6 protein-coding genes are annotated in these 6,650 nt (G+C 38.9%); 5 read left to right on the forward strand and 1 reads right to left on the reverse strand.

Features of this window, described 5'->3' with window-relative positions:
- Positions 1-387, forward strand: a 387-nt coding sequence (locus ACH2DQ_RS04085; protein WP_395025682.1) for an MBL fold metallo-hydrolase RNA specificity domain-containing protein, incomplete at its 5' end; no start/stop codon positions are given.
- Between the two features lie 139 nt (positions 388-526).
- On the opposite strand, the gene ACH2DQ_RS04090 is transcribed toward ACH2DQ_RS04085, so the two are convergent.
- Complete coding sequence (locus tag ACH2DQ_RS04090) at positions 527-769, reverse strand: TIGR03905 family TSCPD domain-containing protein (protein WP_394910930.1); 243 nt, start codon at positions 767-769, stop codon at positions 527-529.
- Between the two features lie 157 nt (positions 770-926).
- Between ACH2DQ_RS04090 and ACH2DQ_RS04095 the strand changes: the two genes are divergently transcribed.
- The 4 genes from ACH2DQ_RS04095 to ACH2DQ_RS04110 form a co-directional block, all read left to right on the forward strand.
- Positions 927-1,814: a diacylglycerol/lipid kinase family protein gene (locus tag ACH2DQ_RS04095; RefSeq protein WP_394910931.1), complete on the forward strand. Its 888-nt coding sequence runs from the start codon at positions 927-929 to the stop codon at positions 1,812-1,814.
- An 89-nt stretch (positions 1,815-1,903) separates the two neighbouring features.
- On the forward strand, positions 1,904-2,767 hold the full coding sequence (gene fba, locus ACH2DQ_RS04100; protein WP_394910932.1) for a class II fructose-1,6-bisphosphate aldolase: 864 nt from the start codon (positions 1,904-1,906) through the stop codon (positions 2,765-2,767).
- 286 nt (positions 2,768-3,053) lie between these two features.
- Positions 3,054-5,165 (forward strand): glutamine synthetase III, encoded by a 2,112-nt coding sequence (locus tag ACH2DQ_RS04105; RefSeq protein WP_394910933.1) that lies wholly within the window; start codon positions 3,054-3,056, stop codon positions 5,163-5,165.
- Between the two features lie 723 nt (positions 5,166-5,888).
- On the forward strand, positions 5,889-6,650 hold a 762-nt coding region (locus ACH2DQ_RS04110), incomplete at its 3' end, for an Rpn family recombination-promoting nuclease/putative transposase (protein ID WP_395025685.1).

Below are 6,650 nucleotides of genomic sequence, written 5' to 3' on the forward strand. Positions count from 1 at the left end.
GATAATGAAGGGCTGATCAAATGGGTATCTGCTATAGAAAATAAACCAGCCAGAGTATTTGTGACACATGGAGAAGACAGTGTCTGTGATATCTTTAAAAATCGTTTGATTGACGAACTTCATTTAAAAGCAACAGCACCGTATAGCGGGACGATATTTGATTTAGAAAAAAATGTGTTTATCAAAGAAGCCCATCCGGTTCCGATTGTTAAAGATACGGAGAGTATGACGGTAATGGGTGCCAGAGCAAATACGGTATTTGCCAGATTACTAAGTGCCGGACAGAGATTGATGACGGTTATCCGGCATAATGAAGGCGGGGCGAATAAGGATTTGGCGAAATTTGCAGACCAGATCAACGCTATGTGTGATAAATGGGACCGATAGAAAAAGAAACGTAATATTAGAGAAGCCAGGCAAGTGCTGGTATCGATATGAATGAGGCTGTTACCCGGTTCGTACCAAAAATGATTAGTGCTGTGGAACAGCATACGTTGGTATGAAACTCAGGTAACAGCCCTATGTTTTATTTCCCGGTTGCTTCTTTTAAAGCTTTTGCAAGCTGGTCGGGACAGGATGTAGGTCTTGGACCGCATTTAATGCCCTCCAGTTTTTTTATGGCTTCATCTACATTCATGCCTTCAACAAGGCGGGCAACCCCCTGAGTATTTCCTGAGCAGCCGCCAATAAAAGATACTTTTTTTATGGTATCCCCATCTAATTCAAAATCAATAGCCTGGGAACAGACACCTTTTGTCTTATATATCATTGTTTCACACCTCCTTTTATACAGGTCAGTATAGCATAGTCTGCAGAAAATGAAAACTGGTTTGCTGAAGTTGACACCAAAAACAAAATGATTGCATCTCTGAAACTTTGGTAGTAGAATAGGTTCATACATTAGAGGGGTATTGAGGTGTTATGTTATGAAAAAGAAAATGCTATTTATAATCAATCCCAAATCTGGCAAAGGTCTTATTAAAAATAAACTTCTGGAGATTATTGATATTTTTGTCAAAGGTGGATATGATGTACATTCCTATACGACACAGAGCTTCCTGGATGCCTGCAAAATGACAAAGGAACGTGCCGCGGAATACGACATGGTGGTTTGCAGCGGAGGAGACGGAACGCTGGACGAGATCATAACGGGAATGATGGAAAGCGGAGCAAATTGTCCGGTGGGGTATATTCCGGCAGGAAGTACCAATGATTTTGCCAATAGCTTGAAGCTTTCAAAAAATATGGTTAAGGCGGCGCAGGATATTATGGATGGCGTGCCTTATTTATGTGACGTGGGTTCATTTAATGATGATTATTTTGTATATATTGCTGCATTTGGTATTTTTACAGATGTGTCTTATCAGACGAGACAGGAGTTAAAGAATATTTTAGGACATCTGGCTTATGTGCTGGAAGGTGTGAAACGTCTTTATGGAATTAAATCGTATAAAATGAAAATTGAAGCCAATGATGAGACCATAGAAGGGGATTTTATTTACGGAATGATTACCAACTCAGATTCGGTTGGGGGATTTCGGAACATGACAGGAAAACATGTAAAGCTAAATGATGGAGTTTATGAGGTGACGTTGATCCGTACACCCCAAAATCCGTTGGAGCTTCAGGAAATTATTGGTGCTCTGTTGATGAAAGAAGTAAATTCCAAATATATACATTCATTTAAAACGGATCATATTGTTTTGGAGGCAGAGGAAGAGATTCCCTGGACTCTGGATGGTGAATTTGGCGGTGATCACAAGCATGTTGAGATCATCAACCACAAGCAGGCAATTCCCATTATTGTAAAATAATAGTTTATTTTTATTCTAAGATAGGTTATAATGGTCGCATAGACAATTTTTTAATAAGGCTTTAAATATATCATATGGAGGTAATAGAGATGTTAGTATCAGCAAAAGAAATGTTAGACAAAGCAAAAGCAGGCCACTACGCAGTAGGACAGTTTAATATCAATAACCTGGAGTGGACAAAAGCAGTTCTCGCTACAGCGCAGGAGTGTAATTCACCGGTTATTTTAGGTGTGTCAGAAGGCGCTGGTAAATATATGACAGGCTATAAGACTGTAGTAGGAATGGTAAACGGCATGATGGAAGAATTAAACATCACTGTTCCGGTTGCTCTTCACTTAGACCACGGCAGCTTCGAAGGCTGTATGAAATGTATCGAAGCTGGTTTCTCATCTATTATGTATGATGGTTCTCACAGCCCTATCGAAGAAAATGTTGCAAATACAAAGAAATTAGTTGAGATCTGTAAAGAAAAAGGAATGTCTCTGGAAGCAGAAGTTGGCTCAATCGGCGGCGAAGAAGACGGCGTTGTTGGAGCTGGCGAATGTGCAGATCCGGAAGAATGCAAGAGAATTGCAGATCTTGGTGTAGATATGTTGGCAGCTGGTATCGGAAATATTCATGGAAAATATCCTGCAAACTGGAAAGGCTTAAGCTTTGAAACATTAGACGCTGTTCAGAAATTAACAGGCGTTATGCCATTAGTTCTTCATGGTGGTACAGGTATTCCGGAAGATATGATCAAAAAAGCAATTGATTTAGGTGTTGCTAAGATCAATGTTAACACAGAATGCCAGCTTTCTTTTGCGGAAGCTACACGTAAATACATTGAAGAAGGCAAAGATTTACAGGGAAAAGGATTTGATCCACGTAAATTATTAGCTCCTGGAACAGAAGCAATCAAAGCAACTGTGAAAGAAAAAATGGAATTATTCGGATCTGTTAACAAGGCTTAATTTGAACTTATAAAGATTCGGAATCTTTGAATTTAAAAAATATAAAAATTTCGCTTGCATTTTTTCTAAAAGTAGGGTATTTTATATTCAGATTAAAAATTGATAGCGATTAAAGAGTGAACAAGGGTGTTCCGCAATAGGCGGAGTGCCCTTTTTTGTGCTTTTTAATATGAATTCAGCATTGTACATCGGATAATCCGCTTTGGACACCTTTTTAAGAATATCCTGTGTGGATGAGTCAATTATTTGTACAATGCTGTATCAGCTGGAATGAGGAGGATCATATATGTGTAAACAAATTAACGTAACAGAGATATTTGGGGAAAATGTTTTTAGTGATAAGGTAATGCAGGAACGCCTGCCGAAGAAGATTTATAAAGAATTAAGAAAGACAATTGACGAGGGGAAGGAATTAGACCCTTCAGTAGCAGATGTAGTTGCGGAAGCAATGAAGAACTGGGCTGTGGATAAGGGGGCAACGCATTATACCCATATTTTCCAGCCGCTGACTGGGGTTACGGCTGAGAAACATGATTCCTTTATAACGGCGCCCAGGGGTGATGGAACTATTCTCATGGAGTTTTCCGGAAAAGAGCTGATTAAGGGAGAACCGGATGCATCCTCCTTCCCTTCAGGCGGTCTGCGTGCCACTTTTGAAGCAAGGGGATATACAGCATGGGATTGTACTTCACCTGCATATGTCCGGGAAGATGCCGCCGGAGCGATTCTCTGCATTCCCACTGCATTTTGCTCCTATACAGGGGAAGCGCTGGATAAAAAAACCCCGCTGTTAAGATCCATGCAGGCGATTAACGATCAGGCGATCAGGCTTCTCAAACTGTTTGGAAATACTACTTCCAAGAAAGTAACCCCCTGTGTTGGACCGGAACAGGAGTATTTTCTGGTAGATAAACAAAAATATCTGCAGAGAAAAGATTTGATTTTTACGGGACGTACCTTATTTGGAGCAATGCCTCCAAAGGGACAGGAGCTGGATGACCATTATTTTGGAACGATTCGTCAAAGGATAGCTTCTTATATGAAGGATGTCAATGAGGAACTGTGGAAATTAGGGGTTTCCTCAAAGACCCAGCATAATGAAGTGGCACCGGCACAGCACGAGTTAGCTCCAATTTATGCAGAGGCAAATGTAGCAGTGGACCACAACCAAATCGTTATGAAAGTATTAAAGAAAGTTGCCTGCCAGCATGGACTGCAGTGCCTACTTCATGAGAAGCCGTTTGCAGGTGTAAATGGTTCCGGAAAACATAATAACTGGTCTATTACTACGGATGACGGCATTAATCTCCTGGATCCAGGGAAAACACCTCATGAAAATATACAGTTCTTGCTGGTGCTTACCTGCATTTTAAAAGCGGTTGATAAACATGCGGATCTCCTGCGGGAATCTGCGGCAGATGTGGGGAATGACCACAGGCTGGGGGCAAATGAGGCACCGCCTGCTATTATCTCTGTATTTTTGGGAGAACAGCTTGAAGATGTGCTGGAACAGCTGATCAGCACAGGGATGGCGACAAAGAGCATAAAAGGAGAGGTTCTGCATACGGGTGTTAAAACACTTCCTGATTTTACAAAAGATGCAACTGACCGAAACAGAACATCACCCTTTGCATTCACCGGGAACAAATTTGAGTTTCGGATGGTTGGCTCCAGAGATTCTATTGCCTCGCCCAATATTGTGCTGAATACGATAGTAGCGGAAGCATTTGCAGAAGCATGTGAGGTTCTGGAAAATGCTCAAGACTTTGATATCGCAGTACATGATCTGATTAAAGAATATGCAACGAAACACCAGAGAATTGTCTTCAATGGAAACGGCTATTCGGATGAGTGGGTGGAGGAAGCGAAACGCAGAGGTCTGCCTAATATCAAATCCATGGTAGATGCAATTCCAGCGCTGGTTTCGGAAAAGTCAATAGAGTTATTTGCAAAATTTGGTGTATTTACCAGAGCAGAGCTGGAATCCCGTGTAGAAATCCAGTATGAGGCTTATGCAAAAGCCATCAATATAGAAGCGAAGACAATGATTGACATCGCCGGAAAGCAGATTTTGCCGGCAGTCATTCATTACACGAAAGAACTTGCGGATACAATTGTTTCTGTAAAAGCGGCAGGTTCTAAAGCAAATGTGCAATCCAGATTATTGGATAGGACCAGTGACCTGCTGGAAGCCGCAGAGAATGCATTGGATAAACTTTCAGAAGTAACTCAGAATGCTGCACAAAAAGCAGAAGGTGAAGAACAGGCAAGATATTTTCATGATGCAGTAATGCCGGCTATGAACGCACTGCGTATACCAGTAGACCAACTTGAAATGATAGTAAATAAAGAGTTATGGCCAATGCCATCCTACGGAGATTTAATCTTCGAGGTATGATAAATGATAAATGATAAAGCTTCATAATGCTCCGTCTTTAAAGCGCCAATGGGGCGGAGCGTTGACTTAGAAATGAAGTCCCGATTCATTTCGCTATAGATATTGATACAAAGCCGGCAGAAAATCAAGTTTATCAAAGTTAGCTAATTTCTCTAAAATCTGTATAGGTAGAATGTATGTAGTAAATCTGCCGGCTTTGTAAAATAAGAAAATGCTAATTAAGGCTTATATAATATGTTGCATTAAAAAATTCTTGAAATAAACAGGTATTTGTGATAGACTTATTATAGATTAAATCTTTTTTCATCGGCGTTTCTGCCAAAATTTTCATTTATAATTCAGAAAGAAGTTATTTGCGAAGTAATTTACTAAGTAATGACCAATACAATACATGAAGCAATGATATGAAGCTATATAGGTAAAGTAATGAACGAAGTAATGAAACTAAGTTTAAGCAAAGAGATTTTACATGCAAATTACAAAGCGATTATGTAAGTAATTAATATAAATGTTTAATCCGTATCATTAAAATATCAGTAAAATGTGCTTTATTAGTTGATGAAATGAATTACATATATAGCTAGATTCATTTTACTGTCCAAATCGGTAGTTTGCATTCTATTAAAAAAGATTTAATTATTAAAAACTGGATATGAGTATAAGCTGTCAGGATAGATAAATACGTATCTGGTGAAAATATTTAAGGGAGGAAATAGCAGCATATTGAATGATGTAATTATTAATAAGTATTTGTCAGATAATGAAAGGTTTGCAGACCTATATAATCATCAGATATTTCAAAGTGAAAGGAAAATGAAGATTACCCCGGAAGAACTGGTGGATATCAATCCTCTTTCCGGTATGGCTTTGTGTGAAGGAGAAAGAAATTTACAGGTAATAAAACGTAACCGAGATATTGTGAAAAAGGTTTCCAGTAAAACTGGAATTCGGTTTATGATCTTAGGGATAGAAAATCAAATGAATGTACATTATGCAATGCCGTTGAGATGCATGTTATATGATGCTTTGACTTATAACGATCAGGTCAATGCATTGAGAAAAATGCATAACAGACAAAAGGACAAGATGGACGGAGAAGAATACCTTTCCGGAATGTTAAAAACAGATACCATCTCTCCGGTTATGACACAAGTAATCTATTACGGTGAAGAAGAATGGGACGGACCCATGTGTTTGTATGACATGTTTGGGGATGAAGTGAATAAAGATTTTTTAAAGCTGTATGTACCAGATTATCCAATACATGTTCTAAATATATGTAAGATCAAGGATTATGAGAAATTTGAAACGGATTTAAAGGCAGTCGTTGGACTGATTCAAAATAAAAATACAATGCAGGGATTTAAGAAGTATATAGAAGAGCACAAAGAGTTGTATAAAAATTTGGCATTGGATGCTTATGAAGCTGTGGCAGTATTCATCCATAAAAAACAATTATTGGATTTAGAAAATATAGTACGGACA

It is taken from the genome of Robinsoniella sp. (genome assembly GCF_034124845.1).